The organism is Alteromonas sp. AWQ4_252, from assembly GCF_056158205.1.
This window is the reverse complement of the sequence record NZ_JBSWSV010000001.1, coordinates 1,604,792-1,624,103: the sequence shown is the minus strand read 5'-3', so window position 1 is coordinate 1,624,103 and position 19,312 is coordinate 1,604,792. Positions and strand designations below refer to the sequence as shown.

The following is a 19,312-nucleotide window of genomic DNA, read 5'->3' as shown; positions in this document are numbered from 1 at the left end:
TACCCCTTATGCACTTACTTAAGCGCTGTTGAATTAATAGAAGTATGGGTTTGGGTTGGCTTTCCTGTTAAAAACAACACGATACATGCTGAGGCCACCAGACTAATACCAACGCCAATCAGTCCCCACGTATAGTCTCCGGTTGACATCTTGATGTAGCCGATTAACGTTGGCCCGAAAAAGCCGCCAAGATTGCCGATAGAATTGATTGCAGCAATACCCGCTGCAGCCCCTGAGCCTGTCAAAAACTGAGTAGGAATTGCCCATAAAGGTGGTTTAGCAGAACTCACTCCCACGTTGACGACAATGAGTGCCAACACCGCAGCCAGCAGAGATGTTGTAAAAGCTGCGGCAAACAGGCCTACGGAAGCAACAATACACGCGACGAATACGTGGGTTGTACGCTCGCCCGTTTTATCTGAGTGTTTTGCCCAGAAAACCATTGCTACTACAGCAAAGACAGGGGGAATCGCATTAACCAAACCAATCTGGGTTAAGGTTAGATCGTATTGCGCCAGTATTTGTGGGGCCCATATCCCTATTGTGTAAAGCCCGGCAGATGTGCCGAAATAAACCAGTGCCAACGCCAGAATTCGCGGGTTAAGCAGCGCAGAGAAAACGGCTGAAGCACCATGACTTGCTGCAACGGCTTTTCTCTCTTTGCTCATTTCTTCCACAAGCCACTGTTTTTGCTCTTCAGGCAGCCATTTCGCCTTTTCCGGCCTGTCAGTAAGAAAGAGTAGAACTGCAGCAGACAATAACACAGCAGGTAGGGCTTCAATGAGAAATAGCCACTGCCAGCCTTTCATTCCCATGATGCCGTCGAAAGACAGCAGCCATCCGGATATTGGCGAACCAAGGCCGATTGAAATTGGCACTGCTGCCATAAACATTGCCGTGATCCCCGCGCGATATCGACATGGAAACCAATAACTTAAATACAGAATTATGCCGGGAAAAAAACCCGCTTCTGCAGCCCCTAATAAAAATCTGAGTATGTAGAAACTGATGGGCCCCTGTACAAAGGCCATGGCGCCGGAAACAAGACCCCAGGTTAACATAATCCTCGCTATCCACCTGCGGGCGCCAACTTTGTGAAGAATGAGATTAGAAGGGACTTCAAAAAGAAAATAGCCGATAAAAAAGATACCTGCCCCCAATCCAAACGCAGCCTTGGACAGGCCAATATCATCGTTCATCGTGATTGCAGCAATACCGACGTTTACCCGATCCAGATAAGCAACAAAGTAAAGCAACATAATGAAAGGGACGATTCTCCAAGCAACCCTTTTCATCGTTAATTGTTCAGTTGACAACACCATCACCATTTTCATTAATTTAACAATGAAAAAGGACATTACACTCAAAATAAAAGTTGAACAATATGCAATTTTTTTTACAAAAAAGTAAAAAATCATCTGTAAATTTAAACTTTACTGGTGTTTTCAAGTGCAAAAAAACCAAGATTAAATCACAATAAAATATATATATTTCATAACCTTAAAAACCATACCAACCAATATAGAAGCACTTTATCAGACATCAATAATTTCTTTGCATAAACTTCCTAGTGTCACATTATGCAAAAAAAATAGTCATCATCTGCCATTTAATAATTTAAACATTTAATTAACACTTCAGTTAACAAATTTGCCTGTACCGGTTCGCCGAGCTAACGCACTAAGACTGATTATATTAAAAGACACACTGGAGCATTTATGACTGAATCACACGCTAGAACGAAAATTGCCGTATTGATTGGAGCTATGTTAAGTCCAGCAATGGTTTTCGCACAGGAGCCGCAAACGACAGAAGCTCAGGAAGAACAACTAGTCGAGACAATTTCCGTAACAGGTACCAGAATTAAGCGTAAAGATCTCGTCTCTTCCAGCCCGACAGTGACAACCGACGCAGAAGATTTTGCCCGTGCCGGCGACGTAACGCTGGACAATTATCTGCGTCAGCTTCCTCAGTTTCAGCCTGGCCAGGGTAGCTTCAGTAACAGCAGTTCCGGGGGAACTGTTGGGCAGTCTACACTGAATCTCCGCGGCTTAGGGCCTCAGAGAAACCTTGTGTTACTCGATGGTCGCCGCATGCAGTCTTCTAATGCAAACAGTGCCATTGATATAAACACGCTTCCTTCCAATGCTATAGGTGGTGTAGAGATTGTCAGTGGCGGGGCTTCTGCAACTTACGGCTCAGACGCAATGTCAGGTGTCGTAAATTTCCAGACCCGAACAGATCTTGACGGGCTGGAACTATCTGCGAAACTAACTCAACCCAAAGATGGTGATGGCCAAACCACACTATATGGTATCGCTTATGGTTCGGATTTTTCTGATTCTAAGGGTAATGTGTTTATTAGTGCTGAATGGGTAGACCGGGAAGGGATTTCTATTCAGGACAGGCCGTTCTTCTTAGATCAACCAGCTAGTGGATTTACACCTTTCAGCAGAACGTTACCTGACGTACCACCAAGTGCAGATGCTGTTAATGAACTGTTCGCCGGCTATGGGTTTGAGGGTGTGAGTAACAGAAGCTTTTTCGGGGTTAATGATGACGGCTCAATTTTCGCAGTCAGTCGCGGCCAGGCGATCAATTACCGAGGCCCTACAGAAGCTCCTTTCCTGGTGAGTGATTCTGGTTATGGTTACCACCCTGGTTACTATAACTATGTGCAGGTTCCTCTTGAAAGAAAAGCCATATTTGGTAAAGCAAATTATATTCTGGATGACGACCTGACACTTTATGGGCATTTCCAATACTCAGATAGTGAAGCTCAAAATATAGGGTCAGAGCCCGTACTGGCAGCTCCCTGGAGTGTGTTCGTTCCGGTAACCAATCCGTATATTGTTGCAAATGAAGCCTTCTCTGATTTGCTTGCTTCAAGGAGCCAGCCGGATTTACCGGTAGAATATCAGGTACGTTTAGGTGCGGCTGGCCCGCGAACCTATAATACCGACTCAACAGTATGGCAAGGTTTAATAGGGTTGAACGGCTATGTTGAATCCATGGATTTGTCCTGGGACGTGTTTGTTTCAAAAGGCCGTACCAAGAATACCGACTCTACAACATCTGGTTCGGTGAGTTATGTTGCAATGCAGGAACTGGTTGATGCACCTGATGGTGGTAACAGTATTTGTAGTGGCGGCTACCAGGTATTTAACGGTCTCAACCAATTATCTGATGACTGTCTGTCATATATCTCCCGCACACCAGTCAATGAAACGATAATGGAGCAAACAGTTATTGAAGGTGTCGTCGAAGGTTTGATAACCGAGCTTGATGCCGGTGAGGTACGATTCGCTCTTGGTGCCCACTATCGCGAAAACACATATGACTTTAACCCGGATGATGACATTGCAGCTAACAGGCTCGCTAGTTTATCCGCAACACAACCTACTTCAGGTAGTATTGATGTAAAAGAAATTTCCGCGGAAGTTTATGTTCCTTTATGGGCATCGAGTGATATGGACCAGGCAGTGAATATGACTGTCGGTTACCGTTTTTCTGACTACAACCTGGCTGGTACAGCAAACACATATAAAGCAGAATTAGACTGGCGGGCGAATGAACACGTGTTGTTCAGAACCGGCTTCCAGCACGCATTACGAGCTCCAAATGTTGAAGAATTCTTTAACGCAGGGACTCAGCAAGTTTCCGGAATAGGCTCACCAACTAGTGGCGGCGGTGATCCCTGTGACTACCGCCATCCGGGTCTGAGCGGTGAAAATGCAGACGCGATAGGGGCACTTTGTATAGCAACAGGGCTGGATCCATCCCTTCTGGGTAGATTCAGACAGCCCTCAAACTCGCTGGTTACAACAACCTTCGGTGACAGAACATTGGATCCGGAAGAGGCAGAGTCATTCACGTTAGGTATGGTGCTGGAATCCCCCTTTGACAGTGAATACTTCGAGGATATGTCGTTAACCCTGGATTACTATGATCTGGAAATAGAGAAGGCAATTGCGGCTATACCGGCCGACCAGTCTTTGGCGAAATGCTATAACCTGGACGGCTCAAACCCTGAATACAGCACAGAAAACTTTTTCTGTCAGCAGTTCGACAGAAATAACAACGGTATTTTCCAGTACGTTAATCAGCCATATCTAAATCTGGGTGGTTATAAAACAAGTGGCCTGGATATATCTTTTAACTGGACAGTGCCAGCTAAGTTCGTAAACGACTCATCGAAATTAGTCTTTAATAGTTTTGCTAATCACTTAACTAAGTTTGACATTGCGGTATTTGAAGACAGTCCTTATCAGGATTACGCCGGAACAGTTTCGGGTACAGAAAGCTATCCTGAATGGAAACTGGTCAATAGCCTGACACTCGTTAGCGAAGATTTCTCTGTTACAGCACGCTGGCGTTATATTTCTAGTATGGATGACGTTAGCGTGGTTTCAAACCCAGCCTCAACAACGCCTGGCAGTAGCAGTTATAGCTATATTGACTTGTCTGCCAGCTATACATTTGAAGAAGCAGTAACATTCAGAGCAGGCGTTAACAACTTATCAGACAAAGCACCTCCAGTCATAGGTGGCACCAGCGGAACAACAAACCAGGGTGTATTTGACGGTATAGGCCGCACCTTGTATGTCCAGGCAAACTGGAAAATATAAAGATAAGGGGCGCTTAGGCGCCCTTTTTTAAGGAACCTACAATGTTACTTCGTTACACGTTTTTTTTTACTCTCCTTTATATACTTAACTCTTCTGTCTTCGCCCATGAAAACTCAGACACCGATGCTTTCCCGGCCCCTCATATTCAATCTGCGCCTGTGCTACAAGTACATGTTGAACTCGGGACTAAAATTGATGTCGGTGAAACTGACGACGGCCACAGATACATAGTTCCTATTACTGGCGGGCATTTCACAGGTCACAATATTTCAGGAAGCGTAATTCCCGGCGGCGCCGACTGGCAGGTGAATCGCCAGGACAATGTAAAGAATATTGAAGCTATTTATGCACTTAAGACAGATGATGGTGTTACTATTGTCGTTCACAATAAAGGTATTGTTCACACACTGACCGGCCAGCGATACGCATTTACCCGTCCAGAGTTTCATGTGGCTACCGGAAAATATGACTGGCTCAATAAAGACTTTTATATTGGAACCATTGAGTCAATTAAATCCCCAAGAGCGGTAAATATTCGTATATACCGCGTGGAATAACTACATAGAAGGATCCTGTATGCAAGCTCATCGTTCGCTGCTATTTGTTCTCCTCATTGGCGTAGTGTTTTGCAGCCAAGCAGAGGAAGCAAAAACTAAAGCGGAACAACTCGCAAAAAAAGGTATTTCTGCCGGCTCGTACTTTCCTGGTTATACCAATCTCTGTGACTTAACAATGACCTTCCGCGATGTGAATCCCCCCAGAGACCGTGCCGCCCCCCCTCGCAGGAAGGATAGCGCCGACGCTAAAAAGTCTCCGCGAGAACGTTCTCCCGGAAAAGAGATAGGCCCCATGCAAGTCTTCGACAACTTGTATTTTGTTGGAAACGCGGGTGTATCTGCATGGGTATTGGGAGATGAAGATGGCTATATTTTAATTGATGCCCTGACCAGCAATAAAGAAGCACGTGAAACCATTATTGGCGGGATGAAAACACTGGGACTTAAACCTGAAAAAATTGCGTATTTAGTAATTACTCATGCGCATGGCGACCATTACGGCGGTTTCAGATACCTGGCACAAGAATATGGTATGCCCGTGGTGATGAGTGAAGCAGATTGGAAGCTTGCTGAAATCATGCCCGAGCACCCCAGATTCGGGCCAGCTCCGGCGTTAAAAGGTAACATTGCAGTAACAGATGGTACTATACTTTCAGCAGGTAACGCTGAGATGGAAATTCGAGTGACTCCGGGACATACAATGGGTACGATTTCTCCCCTTTTTACGGTGTATGACAACGGACAACCATTCAGAGCCGCATTATGGGGTGGAACCGGATTTAACTTTGGCGTTAAACCAGCCCAATTTGCTGCTTATGCAAAGTCTGCGAGTAACTTTAAAGCGCTGGCGGAAGAGCAAGACGTGACTGTTTTTCTATCGAATCATGGAAAAAGGGATGACTCAATTAGAAAAATGGAGATGCTTGCCAATCGTACTAAAGGGGAACCTCACCCTTTTATAATGGGCGAGCATGCCAGGGATGTGTATGACGTCCTGTCTAATTGTGCTTCAGCACAATACAACAGGATTATCAGCCAATAGTCACAGGCTGTCAGTCTTTAAAAGGTTATCTTCAAGTCTACGGGAAGATAGATTTGATTACGCTGTTTCGCTATGCCCTGACTCAACAGTCAGGGCATAATACTTCATTCTATTACAATTCTTGCTCAGCAAACTCCGCCAAGCGTGAGCGCACTACACCATCCAGATTAATGGTGGCACTACCCGAGAAGTTTTTGAAACGCTCAACCAGGTATGTCAGGCCCGATGTCACCGCTGATAAATAATTGCTGTCAATTTGCGCCAGGTTTCCGGAACAAATTAACTTTGTGCCCTCACCGCAGCGCGTAATAATGGTTTTTAATTGTGCCGCCGTGAGGTTTTGTGATTCGTCCAAGATCACAATGGAGTTTTGAATGCTGCGGCCTCGCATAAAGTTCACCGATTTAAACTGGATATTGGCTTTTTCCATAATGTAGTTCATAGAGCTCTTTGCGTTCTCATCGTGTTTGTGAAGCACTTCCAGCGAATCCGTAATGGCGGCCAGCCAGGGCGCCATTTTTTCCTCTTCGGTACCGGGTAAAAAACCAATAGACTCTGCAATCTCAGGTGTCGAACGGGTTACAATAATCTTATCGTACATGTTCTTTTCTACCACCATTTCCAGCGCCGCCGCTAGCGCCAACAGAGTTTTACCGCTTCCCGCCGGGCCTGTGAGGATAACAAGGTCAACATGTGGGTCGAGAAGAGAATGCAGTGCCATCGCCTGACCAATATTCTTAGGTGAAATCCCCCACGCGTGGCGACTCATGAGTCGTTCGTAGCCCAAATCCAACACTTCCAGCGTGTCAGATGTCATGGCTTCCACAATACCGGCAAACTGCTTTGATTCATCGAGTAAATATTCGTTGATGTAGGGGTCGGCCATCACCGAGCGGGGAATAGTGTGAATAGTGTCACGGCCCTCGCTTCTGCTTTCAACAGACTTAACCTGCTCCCAAAAATTCCCTTCAAACTGATGGTAACCTTTCGAGAGATATTTGATGTCGCTAATAAGCTGGTCAGTACGATAATCTTCCACATGTGCAAGGCCAGCGCCTTTAGCTTTGAGCCGCATGTTAAGATCTTTGGTGACCAGTACGACCTGTTGTGGCGCATAGGTTTTCTGAAGATGCAGGGCAACGTTGATGATGCGGTTGTCATTTTCGTTACTGGTAAAAATCTGTTGTGATTCTGCCATGTTTAAGTCGGCAAAAATTGACAACGAACCGGATGGTTTATTATCCCCTGCCCCCATCCCTTCCATAGAAACGCCAGCCAGCATATCTTCTGGTGTGGCGTCGTGGAGTAAATCTTCCATGGACCGAATAGAGACGCGCGCATCTCTGGCTACATCTTTCTTGCTGTCTTTGATGTAATCAAGTTCTTCTAACACAGTCATTGGTACAACAACGTCGTGTTCTTTAAAAGAGAGGAAAGCAAGAGGTTCGTGTAGCAGGATATTCGTATCTAAGACATAAATTTTGGTGTCTGTGGATTTTTTTCTTGGCATCCTTCGCTCCGACAAGAGAAATCTAAGCCCGTCGATTACTGACGTGCAGCAAAGAGCCTCGCTCAACAGAGATGGATACCGTCGAACCGGATTATCTACTCCGTATCGCGTCGACTTTCAATTCCACCATAATCCAGTTTTGCCAACTTATCACTTTTTTTTGCTATTTTTTTATAAGCCCCCCCTGAACTTCGAAGAATTACCCTAAATACGGTAGTTCACCTTTATTCGTATCAGGAGTGTCAGTACAATACCGGCCGCAAAAATTTGAGGTATCGATATGAGTTCAGTAAATACATTTTCCGCTGGTCAGCGCTGGTTGAGCAACACCGAATCCGAACTGGGTTTAGGCGCAGTGATGAGTGTCGATTTTCGCTCGGTAGAAATCTTCTTCCCTGCCACCGGCGAAAACCGGATGTATACCAAGGAAAATGCCCCACTTACCAGACTCATCTTCAGCGAAGGCGATACTGTGACTAGCCAGGAAGGCTGGACATTACAAGTGCAGGAGGTTGAAGAATCCAACGGCGTGCTGGTGTATCACGGTCTTCGCGAGGACACTAAGGCCTCTGTGCGACTGCCAGAAATGCAGTTGGACAATCACATTAAGTTGAATCAACCGGAACAACGGCTTTTTAACTTTCAAACCGATGCGCCCAAGTGGTTCGACATGCGCTTAAACGCACTTCTTAACCAGCACGCTTATCTGAAATCCTCCACCATTGGTTTGTCTGGCGCCCGAATCGAGCTCATCCCTCACCAGCTTCACATTGCTTCAGAAGTAGGAAGCCGGCATGCTCCCCGCGTATTGCTGGCAGACGAAGTTGGTTTGGGGAAAACCATTGAGGCGGCATTAATTATTCATCGCCAGATAAAAACCGGGAAAGCGCAGCGAGTCCTTATCGTGGTGCCTGACTCTCTGGTGCATCAGTGGCTGGTCGAAATGTTGCGCCGGGTTAACCTGCCATTTGCCATTTTTGATGAGAGCCGCTGCGAAGCACTCGACGATGCCGGCGGAAATCCATTTGAAAGTGATCAATTAGTATTGTGTAGCATCAACTTTTTAACAGATAATCCCAAGCGCCATCAACAAGCCTTAGAGGCAAGCTGGGACATGCTGGTAGTTGACGAAGCTCACCACCTTGCCTGGTCAACAGAGGCACCGTCAAAGGAGTACCAGCGCATTGAGTCACTGGCTAAGATCACCCCTAGTGTATTGCTGTTAACGGCGACACCTGATCAACTTGGCCATGAAAGTCACTTCGCTCGCCTGCGCCTGCTCGACCCTGCCCGGTTTCACGACTATGGCGCTTTCCTGGAAGAAGAAAGCCAGTACTGTGCGCTGGCTGATGCGGTTTCACCTTTACTGGATGACGAGCCATTATCCGACGAAGCTGTGAATGCGCTAAACACTGTAGCACCGGAAATAATGGCTCGATTTGAAAATATCGATAGCTCCGAATCCCGCCAGGCAGCAATTAGTCAACTTATTGATACCCACGGTACCGGTCGTTTGCTATTCCGCAACCGCCGTGCCGGTATTGAAGGGTTTCCCATCAGGCAACTTAGTTCGTACCCCCTTGCGCTCCCTGAAATATACGACAGCGCCGTGTATGGCGGCGAACTTTTCGATGCACTCTATCCGGAACGCCAGGCCACACTGGTAAACAGTTGGTATGAGCACGACCCCCGAGTGGAATGGTTGTTAGACTTTTTGCCCACCGTTCGCCCAGAAAAAGTGCTACTTATTTGTGCCGATAAAATCACGGCCCAGCAACTAGGCGAAGTCATTCGTTCCCGAAGTGGGATTCGTCATAGTGTTTTTCACGAAGGTATGACTATTGTCGAACGTGACAAAGCCGCCCATTACTTTTCTGATCCTGAAGAAGGTGCGCAAATTCTTTTATGTAGTGAAATTGGCAGTGAAGGCCGTAACTTCCAGTTTGCACATCATTTGGTGCTATTTGATTTGCCCCTCACCCCGGATTTACTCGAGCAACGCATCGGGCGTCTAGACAGAATAGGACAATCCAAAGACATTCAAATTCACGTTCCGTTTATTCAGCAAACGGCACAATCTGTATTGTTAAAATGGTATCGCGACGGCCTCGACGCATTTGAGCATACCTGCCCTACCGGTTCGGGTGTGTTTGACAAAGTACAGGACAAATTGGTTGAAGCTTGCCTTGACCCAGAGAACGATGCACTGGTGAATAACCTGGTGGAAAGCAGCCTTTCACTAAACCAAACCTTAAAAGCGCAACTAGATGCTGGCCGGGATCGCTTATTAGAATTAAATGCATCCGGTGAAGGGCGTGTTGATGGTCTCATCGAAGACATTGTAGAACAAGACACTTCCGTTGAATTATCACGCTTTATGGGCAGGCTTTTTGATGCATTGGGCGTCACTCAGGAAGAAAAAGGCAATGACTGTTTTATTCTTACTCCTTCTGAATCAATGGTGAATCATTTGCCGGGGCTCGACCCAGAGGGTATGACAGTAACCTACCGCCGTCGTATCGCAACGACGCTGGAGCACGTTCATTTTCTTAGCTGGGACCACCCGCTTGTGCACAATGCTATTGACATGGTGCTTTCTGACACCCTCGGCAAAGCCAGTGTTGGCTTTATTGCCGACAAAGCGCTGCCCAAGGGCGCATATTGGCTCGAAGCCTTGTTTGTGTTGCAAGCTAATGCGGAGAAAAAGCTACAACCCGGTCGTTTTTTACCCGCCACACCAATACGATTGTGTTTAGATGCGCAGGGAAACCAGGTTGACCTCTCCTTTGATGTGGGTCGTCCGGTAGGCAGAAAAATTGCTCACCAGTTAATAAAGGCGCTTCAGCAGCCTCTTACCCAACACATTGAGAAAGCAGCCCTATTGGCCCAGCGTCTTGCAAATCAAATACAGCATGATGCCATTACAACAATGACAGACACCCTGTTGGCTGAAGCCCAACGCCTGCGTGATTTGCAAGCTCATAACCCTGCAGTACGTGACAGTGAAATAGTCTTTATTGAGTCACAACGTCAGGCGCTAACAGAAGCGTTACAGCAAGCTTCCGTGCAATTAGACGGGTTGCGTATCGTGGTGAATAATCCGTAGCGACTTATGAAAAAGACCTTTGTTTACCAACCGCCTTACACGCCTTATTTGCAGTTGATCCATCACGATGACGATATCGTGGTGGCAAACAAACAAAGCGGCCTATTGAGTGTTACAGGCATACAACCCGCCCACAAGGACGCGTTGATTACCCGGGTGCAGCGTGTTCTGCCTACTGCAACGGTCGTCCATCGTCTGGACATGGCGACCTCTGGGGTAATGGTAATGGCGTTAAACAAAGAGGCACATAGAAAGTTATCTAAACAGTTTCAGGATCGGATAACGAAAAAACGCTACTATGCGCGAGTTGATGGAATCGTTGAACCCGACGAAGGCAGTATCGACATCCCGTTAATTGTAGACTGGCCGAATCGTCCAAAACAAAAAATCGATTATGAAAACGGTAAACCGTCACTTACACATTTTAAGGTGGTAAAACGTTTAGACAATGAAACCTGGATGGAACTGTTACCGGTTACCGGGCGGTCACATCAGTTGCGGATGCATATGTTGGCCCTGGGCCACCCTATTTTAGGTGATCGACTTTACGCTCATGAGGAAGCAAGGGCCCGCGCACCACGGCTACAACTACACGCTGAAACATTAATGCTGCAACATCCGCAAAGTGGAGAATGGCAACGTTTTACTTCTGCCGTACCGTTTATGTCCCACATTCCGGCTCCTCTGGACATCAATAACCCTTAAAACACCATTAAGTTTCCCCATTACACGCCGATAAACGATGTAGTACCTTGTGATTATGGTGAAGACAAAAAGGTGAAATCGTGCTTCGTATAATGTTGCTTATGCTATGGGTTGGATGCGCAGGCAGCGCTTCAGCACTGCAGATTGACGACATAAAACAACAGTATTTGCCTGAAGAATATACCACTCTACTAGTGGGCGAACAGCTAGTGCCTGCCTTTCCCGGACAACCCACGGTAAGTTTAAGCCGAGGTGTGGCGCTTATATTTTTAGATACTGGTCAGCGCGGTCTAACCCTAAGTAATGCCAATTCTCTTGCTAAAAAACTAAACCACTCTGGGTGGCATACACTTATCGTTCCTTCACTGTTATCAATAACCGAGTCAGAGCAATTGCAGGAATCAGACATTGACCTCGTATATGCTATGCACCCCCGTGCGTCTGCCTCACCCCGTATCATCAATATTGAAACCGCCCAGAATGAAGCTGTCTTGCTTGCGCAAGCAGCATTTAACGAGGTTAACAGCATCAGTGGTTTCCGACTTCTTATAACTCAGGGTATGCAAGCATCACTGCTGACGGGACTTCTTGCTGATGAACGTATTCCCCCAGTAGATTCCATTGTTTTATTAAATTCCTTTTGGCCACAACCAGAGCTAATTAATAGTGTTAGTGAAAAAATGGCTAACTCCTCAACTCCTACCTTTGATATTGCCATTGCTCAGCAAAACTCATCATTGTTGAAATCTCTAGAAATACGGCAGGCGGCGGTAAATAAAGCATTAAAAATGCATTATCGACAAAAACGCCTGAGCGAAATGACACTAGTATCCAATAGCCAGAATACATCTGATTTTACTTCGGTCATTTATAAGGAAATACAGGGTTGGATCCGGTATCTGGGCTGGTAATTCCATTAAAACCTTATAAAAAGTAAGCCATTTATTTTATTTAGTGAATATTCAATAACATGTTTACTTTTTATTCTAATTAAATGAAAATCTTCACTTACCAACTATAATAATTATATTAATAAGGTATCTGACGGCCACTTACTATGCTTAATTCTTTCGTTGATACCAAGGCCGCACAACTATGCTTTTATCTTCGCGGTTTTTGGCAAGAGGAAATACCACATACTGAATTAGAGATTTTCTTCTGGGATACGATGGAAGAATGGAGCTTGGTTGATTATCAACAAGATCAGCCATATACACCTAAAGAGCGTGTATTTTGGCATGTACTTCATCAATTGCATTATTGGTCAGAAGAAAAGCTCCGCCACGACCCAACTATGGTCAATGAACTTTCAAATTGTCTGGTGTTTCTTGAGGGTAAAGGTGTTTGCCCTCTGGATTGTGTAGGGATCCGACCGTAATATCAATGCAACGTCGATTTGCAACCTTTGTGATGCAATACAAATGAGCACCATATGACAAGTTTTGAGCAGTTGCAGAAGAAAATTAAACAGACCTACTTGACTACCCTTAGTCTCGCCCTTGTCTTACTTACTTTTTGGTTTTTCTGGACGCAGCACTATTTCTACTCTTTAGAAAGCCAGCCCTATATTATTAATATAGCAGGTAAACAGCGTATGCTGTCCCAGCGAATAGCACTCGTTAGTAGTGCCTTTACCTTAGCGTCATCCCCAGAGGAAGCTGAATCCCTTAAACTAGAACTCGTTGCACTTACCCGGGAATTTCTGGATAACCATGAAGTATTAACAGGACGTGTACCAGAAAAAGGGGAATTCACCGAACTCACCAGTGATCTTGAAGCGCTGTATTTTGCTCCTCCAGCTATGCTGGACACGCAGGTTAGCGAATATGCAGAACAAGCGCTCCACCTGGCCAGTTTGCCTCACCCGCTGCCCGAAATCGCACGCCCCATTCAGCCAGGAACAGCAAAAAAAATTCTTAGTGATTTAGATCTTGCGGTGTCGTTTTTCGAGCAACAACTCTCAAATAACCTACAGGGCAATCGCTGGTGGCTCGGGGTAACCTGGTTTGTTACCCTAATTTGCGCGATTTTCGCCATAAGAATGTTATTTACCCCGCTTACACGATTAGTTCATGATCAGTTTGAACAAGTCAAAGAGGCCCAGCAACGGGCGCGACAGGAAAGCGAACAGGCAAGCAAACTGATGGCAACAAAAGAAGAATTTCTGGCCAGCATGAGCCATGAATTTCGCTCTCCAATTTCCGCTATTATCGGAGCCCTTGAACTGATCCCCAATATACGTGAAAAACAAGAGCAGCTAGTTCAACGTGCAGAACAATCCTGCTATCGCCTGCTGATGCTAACCAACAATCTGGTCGACAGCATGCAGAACCGACAACTCGAAGAAAGCGACAGCAAAGAAGAGTTCGACTTAGTTCGCCTTCTTGACGATGCGCTCAGTCACTTTTTTTATCAATGTCATGAAAAGGGTTTAAATTGCGAAGTATTTAACGAAACGAGCTTACCTCATCTCGTGATTGGCTCACCTTCAAAATTGAGTAAAGCACTTAAAAACTTGTTAGACAATGCGATTAAATTTACCAATCAGGGTATGGTTTCCGTGTATAACCGAGTGGCAGTGAATGATGGCAAACTCTTACTGCAAATTCGAATTGTAGATACCGGCATTGGGATTGATGATGCCGAAAAAGAGAAAATTTTTGAGCGCTTTTACAAAGCACACGATAAACCCAAATTATACAGTGGCGCAGGAGTAGGGTTATATGCAGCAAGACGGCAAGTTCGGGAGATGGACGGGGACATCACCGTTGTAAGCGCACTTGATTCTGGCTCAGAATTTTGCCTCACTGTTCCACTACAAATGCGTGACGAGACTTCTAAACCGCCAATAAATAAGCCAAAAGGGAAGTTTGCCATTGTAGATGATCAGGAAATCACTCGCTTACACCTGTCATATATGATTGAGCATGAAGGTTTTGAAGTACACTCGTACAAATCCGGCGCTGAATTACTCAGTAATCAAGATGCTATTCAACATTATGATGCTATCATAACCGACTATTTAATGCCGGGAATTAGCGGCATCGAGCTTGCGAATTACCTAAAAGCAATGCTAGGAAAGAATACACCTCCTCTCATTTTAGTATCTGCGGCACCGCAAATTGCCAATATCATTGCAAACTCAGAAATTGACGCCTGGCAGGTTTTTGTTAAGCCTATCGATAAGAACCGGTTTATCGATGCCTTAAACTACCTCGCCACCCCAGAATTGGCAACGAGTCAATCCCCCTCATCTGCCTCAGTGCTAATTGTGGAAGATGAAACCATTAATGCAGAAATTCTGTATGATATGATTGTAAACCTCGGCTATCGCGCGGATATTGCGGAAGATGGTGAAAGAGCACTCTCTAAAGCTGGGGTAAACCACTATGACGTCATTTTAATGGATCTAAACCTACCTGATATGAGTGGATTTGAAGTGGCGTCCATCCTGAAAGAGCAGGGTCAGCAGGCTCAAATGGTTGCTGTTACCGCAAGTGATTACGAAACCGACCGCGCCAAATCACTGGCTATAGGTATGCGATATCACTTGGTTAAGCCCGTTGCTTATCAGGAACTAAAGAATACGCTTAAGCTTCTTCTGCGAAAATCGGCAAACTAAATCGTTATAAATGATTACGCTTCACAAGTCCTATTGTCGGCACAGACTACACGATTCCTTCCGTCTGTTTTGGCACGATATAATGCTTGATCGGCTTGCTCCAACCACGCCATCGCTGTAGAAAATACAGGGTTAAATTCACAAAGCCCAATACTAATCGTGAACTGTATTTGCCGCCCTTCAAACTCCACACGCATAGCTTCACTTAGCCGGCGGATGCGTTCTGCAACGCTTTTAGCATTATCTGCCGAAGAATCCTCCAGGACAATGGCGAACTCCTCTCCCCCATAGCGCCCAGGTAAATCAGTTTCTCTTACGCTTTTACGAATCACTTGTGCCAAGGTTTTAATTACTTCATCGCCAGCCTGGTGTCCGTACGTATCATTAATTTTCTTAAAATGATCGATATCCAGCATAAGGGCAGTTGATGGTGTTTCTCTCCTTCGTCCCAGCTTAAAAAGCCGTTCAAAACGCTCTTGCCAGTACCGACGATTAAAAAGACCGGTGAGGCCATCGGTTCGGCTTAACTGTTTTAAGTCATCATTTAACCGCTCCACCCGTAATTTCCCGAGTGCCTGGTCGGTCACATCATAAACCAGCATGCACATTCGCTCTACGTTACCGTTTGGAGACGTTAGCGGAAACATAGTGATATTCTGAAACATTTGTGTCGCGTCTGAGGTAATAGGTCTGGAGGTAGAAAAATTAAACAGATATGGCCGCTGCTCCCAAATGATGAAAACCGGGGTCTTTAAGTTGAATACAGGCTGTGCTTTTCTGAATAACCAAGAGCGATCAATTTCCGGAAACAATGAAAATAGCGATTTGCCTATCACCTCACTGGGCAATTTGTCGGCGTGGTTCTCCATAAACTGATTCCACACCTCAATACAAAAATCACTATCCAGTACCACAATTCCTACTTCAATCGAACTAAGGAGATCATTTTGTAAATGCATATGCATTATAACGTCATCGGTCATGCTACATACGCCTCTTCAACTAAGCGACTAAATATCTTATCCATTGCCGTTTGCGGAAAGAGAAGCAGCATATCAAAACTGATGTCTTTGTGCTTGATAGCATAAGCAATTTCCACCGCCAATACTTTCCCCCACCGCATACCATTACCACTTAACAGCGCGTCGAGCCCGTTATGCTGACCAAGTAAAATTGGGTGACTGTGGCTAAACGAGACATTCAACTGTGCTGATAACGCGTTTAAACAAGCGCCTGTAAGGATATTAGACACATCCATAAGCGCTTCGAGCTGTTGCTGTTCACCGTCACTTTGTCCACCATAGTTAAGTAGCTCAATGATATTCTCAACTTTCGTGTCGCTAAATATCACCAGGGCTTCGCCGCGAATACCAGCGCTGGTGAACCCTTTCGACACAGCAGAAACACTCTCATTCCGGTCGATTTCGGCAATAGCCATATGTAGTTCATTAGACTCTATCAGGTTAACGTTAGGCACTGGTAAATCGATGAACTCACCTAGTAAGCGGGCCAGACTTTCACCCGCCCGACCCATTGCAACATTAACTAATTCCCTGTAGGCATCCAACTTTTCATTAAGTGACGCCACGGGCCTTTGCTGTACAGAAATTGCACGCCTTGTTGCCGTACCATCACCCGTGTAAATACCGTATTGGGACAGAAGCGACACCAGCTTATGGTTGTCGATAGGCTTACGAATAAAATCGAGTGCCCCTAGCGCTAACATACGCTCGCGAGCGGTTGGTTGCACATCACCGGAGACTACAATCACTAAACACGGTAGGTCGTGTTGTCGAATATATTGCATGGTCTCGTAGCCATCCATAACAGGCATGTTCAAATCCAAAAACATGACATCGGCTTTTCCAGAGCGGATCCCGCGAATGGCTTCTTTGCCATTGCTGGCAAAAGAAATAGCGACATCCCAACCATCGGGAATAGCCCTGGCCATTTGCTTTTGAGCAAATGCGGAATCGTCACAAATAAGAACAGGGGTGGTCATCCTTATCTCCTGGAGACAGGTACTAACTGCGCTCAATAGCTGGGCAGAGTATACAAAGTGTTATTATTATAAAAAAGAAAGCACATACCGCCTTTCTATGCATAAGGAATAGCTAGCATAAACAACTTATTGTTTTAGATCTACTTTGTATAACAAAAAGCCTATATTGGCCAAGCCAAAAAATTCGTATCAGAAATATCCGGTACAAAAGAACCATAACGTGCGCGGCCCAATGTATAATTCATTCAAAGGCCACGTTAAATTGCATTCAGGTGACAGGTCTGAGATTTGACGCTAAAAATTAAAGACTAAACCGCTACAGGCGCAGATATTGCCGGATGGGGGTCGTAGCCTTCCAATTCAAAGTCATCAATTGAGTACTCAAATAGTGAAGGTGGTTTACGCTTTATTTTCAGTGTAGGAAAAGCTTTAGGCTGTCGTTCTAATTGCTTATTTACCTGTTGGATGTGATTCATATAAATATGAACATCCATACCGAACCAGACTATTTCACCCACGTCATAACCTGTTTGATGGGCGAGCAAGCTTGTTAAAAATGCTAAATTGGCAACGTTAAATGGTTGTCCTAAAAATCCATCCGCAGAACGTTGTACCATCGCTCCGGATAACTTTTGGGTATTTGGGTCAACGAAGAACTGATAATGTTTGTGGCAGGGTGGTAATGCCATTTGGTCCAACTCCCCAACATTCCAACCATCAAATAAAATTCGCCTTGAAAACGGATTATTTTTGAGCAGATCAATAACCTGGGATATTTGATCTATTTCCTTTCCATCCTCTGTGCGCCAACGACGCCATTGTTTGCCATAAACGGGGCCGAGGTCGCCCCACATTTCAGCAAACTCATCACTGTCAAGCACCCGTTGTTCAAACTCTGCCATTGACAAGGACTTATCCGCACTACCTTCGGGCTGAGCATCAATAAATTTTTTGTAGGGCCAGTCACTCCAGATGTGCACATTCTGTTGAACCAGTTCCCGAATATTTGAGCCACCAGATAGCATCCATAGCATTTCTTTAAACGCCGTTTTCCAAAAAACACGTTTAGTAGTAAATACTGGAAAACCTTCTGACAAATCAAACCGCATGGTATGGCCGAAGATGGCTTTGGTTCCTACCCCGGTTCGATCCACCCTTTCACTCCCCGTATCAAGGATCAGTCGCAGCATATCCAGGTATTGTTCTTCAGGGTGTAAATGCTTCATTTCGTTTCGCTACCTTTATAAATCCTAAAATTGCCTGTCTTTACCACGAGTCTGCCGCCAAATTCAGGCATTAATCATTCAAATTACTGCGCCCGGCAATGTCAGCTTTATTTTTCCTGCTTTACAGGCCGGTACTTGTAGGCCCAGGCAATCAACCCGATTCCTGATAAAATCATGGGGATGCACAACAACTGCCCTTGGCTAAGTCCCATGGAATAGAGCCCAATGTGCTGATCGGGCTCGCGGAAATACTCCACAATAAACCGGAAACTGCCATACCCTAATAAAAACAGTCCACCCACAGAACCGGTTGGTCTGGGCCTGGCTGAGTAAAGCCAGAGAATGGCAAACAGCACTACCCCTTCCAAAGCAAACTCATAAAGTTGAGACGGGTGCCGTGGTAGCTCACCTGCTCCGGGGAAGATTATTGCCCAAGGTACATCCGTTGTCCGTCCCCACAATTCAGCATTGAGAAAATTTCCTATTCGTCCGGCACCTAAGCCAATGGGCACCAAGGGCGCCACGAAATCGCCGATCTGTAAGAAAGTCGCGTTCATGCGTTTAGCTTGCCATGCAAGGGCCACCAAAACTCCAAGAAGACCACCGTGAAACGACATCCCACCGGTCCATATGCGAAACAGGTAAGTAGGATCTTCCAGGAACATCCCGAATTGATAGAACAGTACATAGCCAATGCGGCCACCGAGAATAACGCCCACAAAACTCCAAAACAACAAATCGCTAAGTTGTTCGCGGCTCCAGTTGGTCTGAGAGAGACGTTTCTGTGCCAGCATGTAGGCAGCAATAAAGCCCACCAGATACATCATACCGTACCAGCGCACACTTAAAGGCCCGAGGCTGAAAATGACCGGGTCAATATTTGGAAATACCAGATAACTGCTTTCTGTCATGGT

General features: G+C 45.6%; 14 protein-coding genes. 8 read left to right on the top strand and 6 right to left on the bottom strand.

Features of this window, described 5'->3' with window-relative positions; genetic code table 11:
* Nucleotides 1-14: 14 nt before the first annotated feature.
* Nucleotides 15-1,295, bottom strand: a complete 1,281-nt coding sequence (locus ACXACM_RS07320; protein ID WP_474820772.1) for an MFS transporter — start codon at nt 1,293-1,295, stop codon at nt 15-17.
* 423 nt (nt 1,296-1,718) lie between these two features.
* Here ACXACM_RS07320 and ACXACM_RS07315 point away from each other — a divergent pair, with 423 nt between their 5' ends.
* Genes ACXACM_RS07315 through ACXACM_RS07305 form a run of 3 tightly spaced genes read left to right on the top strand, consistent with a single transcriptional unit; the run spans nt 1,719 to nt 6,227 of the window.
* The gene (locus tag ACXACM_RS07315; RefSeq protein ID WP_474820770.1) at nt 1,719-4,628 is read left to right on the top strand and encodes a TonB-dependent receptor domain-containing protein; all 2,910 of its coding nucleotides are present in this window, start codon (nt 1,719-1,721) and stop codon (nt 4,626-4,628) included.
* 41 nt (nt 4,629-4,669) lie between these two features.
* A complete protein-coding gene (locus tag ACXACM_RS07310) occupies nt 4,670-5,185 on the top strand; it encodes a DUF3237 domain-containing protein (protein ID WP_474820769.1) in 516 nt (171 codons plus the stop codon).
* A gap of 19 nt (nt 5,186-5,204) precedes the next feature.
* A complete protein-coding gene (locus tag ACXACM_RS07305; protein WP_474820768.1) occupies nt 5,205-6,227 on the top strand; it encodes an MBL fold metallo-hydrolase in 1,023 nt (340 codons plus the stop codon).
* A gap of 112 nt (nt 6,228-6,339) precedes the next feature.
* Here the strand turns inward: ACXACM_RS07305 and ACXACM_RS07300 are convergent, their stop codons facing one another.
* The gene (locus ACXACM_RS07300; protein ID WP_474820766.1) at nt 6,340-7,737 is read right to left on the bottom strand and encodes a PhoH family protein; all 1,398 of its coding nucleotides are present in this window, start codon (nt 7,735-7,737) and stop codon (nt 6,340-6,342) included.
* Nucleotides 7,738-8,017: 280 nt separating this feature from the next.
* Here ACXACM_RS07300 and rapA point away from each other — a divergent pair, with 280 nt between their 5' ends.
* From rapA to ACXACM_RS07275, 5 genes are all read left to right on the top strand, one after another.
* Nucleotides 8,018-10,843, top strand: coding sequence for an RNA polymerase-associated protein RapA (rapA, locus tag ACXACM_RS07295; RefSeq protein WP_474820765.1), 2,826 nt, complete (start codon nt 8,018-8,020; stop codon nt 10,841-10,843).
* A 6-nt stretch (nt 10,844-10,849) separates the two neighbouring features.
* Nucleotides 10,850-11,548: a pseudouridine synthase gene (locus ACXACM_RS07290; RefSeq protein ID WP_474820764.1), complete on the top strand. Its 699-nt coding sequence runs from the start codon at nt 10,850-10,852 to the stop codon at nt 11,546-11,548.
* Nucleotides 11,549-11,628: 80 nt separating this feature from the next.
* The gene (locus tag ACXACM_RS07285; RefSeq protein ID WP_474820762.1) at nt 11,629-12,459 is read left to right on the top strand and encodes a DUF3530 family protein; all 831 of its coding nucleotides are present in this window, start codon (nt 11,629-11,631) and stop codon (nt 12,457-12,459) included.
* 146 nt (nt 12,460-12,605) lie between these two features.
* A complete protein-coding gene (locus ACXACM_RS07280; RefSeq protein ID WP_474820761.1) occupies nt 12,606-12,926 on the top strand; it encodes a hypothetical protein in 321 nt (106 codons plus the stop codon).
* A gap of 54 nt (nt 12,927-12,980) precedes the next feature.
* Nucleotides 12,981-15,170, top strand: a complete 2,190-nt coding sequence (locus tag ACXACM_RS07275) for a response regulator (RefSeq protein ID WP_474820760.1) — start codon at nt 12,981-12,983, stop codon at nt 15,168-15,170.
* A gap of 14 nt (nt 15,171-15,184) precedes the next feature.
* On the opposite strand, the gene ACXACM_RS07270 is transcribed toward ACXACM_RS07275, so the two are convergent.
* From ACXACM_RS07270 to lgt, 4 genes are all read right to left on the bottom strand, one after another.
* Nucleotides 15,185-16,153 (bottom strand): sensor domain-containing diguanylate cyclase, encoded by a 969-nt coding sequence (locus ACXACM_RS07270; protein WP_474820758.1) that lies wholly within the window; start codon nt 16,151-16,153, stop codon nt 15,185-15,187.
* The gene (locus ACXACM_RS07265; protein WP_474820757.1) at nt 16,150-17,172 is read right to left on the bottom strand and encodes a response regulator; all 1,023 of its coding nucleotides are present in this window, start codon (nt 17,170-17,172) and stop codon (nt 16,150-16,152) included. Before ACXACM_RS07265 ends, ACXACM_RS07270 begins: the two co-directional genes overlap by 4 nt.
* A 308-nt stretch (nt 17,173-17,480) precedes the next feature.
* Nucleotides 17,481-18,398 (bottom strand): thymidylate synthase, encoded by a 918-nt coding sequence (gene thyA, locus ACXACM_RS07260; protein WP_474820755.1) that lies wholly within the window; start codon nt 18,396-18,398, stop codon nt 17,481-17,483.
* 107 nt (nt 18,399-18,505) lie between these two features.
* The gene (lgt, locus tag ACXACM_RS07255; protein ID WP_474820754.1) at nt 18,506-19,309 is read right to left on the bottom strand and encodes a prolipoprotein diacylglyceryl transferase; all 804 of its coding nucleotides are present in this window, start codon (nt 19,307-19,309) and stop codon (nt 18,506-18,508) included.
* Nucleotides 19,310-19,312: the final 3 nt, after the last annotated feature.